This is a genomic window from Paraburkholderia sp. SIMBA_030, assembly GCF_046535245.1.
Taxonomy (GTDB): Bacteria; Pseudomonadota; Gammaproteobacteria; order Burkholderiales; family Burkholderiaceae; genus Paraburkholderia.
Window position 1 is genome coordinate 1 of sequence record NZ_JAWRXB010001380.1, and the last position, 244, is coordinate 244.

At 67.6% G+C, this 244-nt stretch carries 1 protein-coding gene; it reads left to right on the top strand.

All coding sequences use genetic code 11. From position 1 onward, the window contains the following. Nucleotides 1-244 (top strand): transporter substrate-binding domain-containing protein (locus tag SB772_RS44555; protein ID WP_410839097.1); only part of this gene is annotated, 244 nt, incomplete at both ends.

Here is a 244-nt window from a genome sequence, read left to right on the forward strand (position 1 = left end):
CGGCGGCGCCGCGCAGGCGAAGGATGTGACGATCGCGCTTGAAGGCGGCTACGCGCCATGGAACATGACGCTGCCGGGCGGCAAGCTTGGCGGCTTCGAGCCCGAACTCGCCGCGAATCTGTGCGCACGCGCGCAGCTCAAGTGCAATCTCGTGGCGCAGGACTGGGACGGCATGATTCCGGGCCGCCAGGCCGGAAAGTTCGACGTCCTGATGGATGCGATTTCGATCACGCCCGGGCGCGAG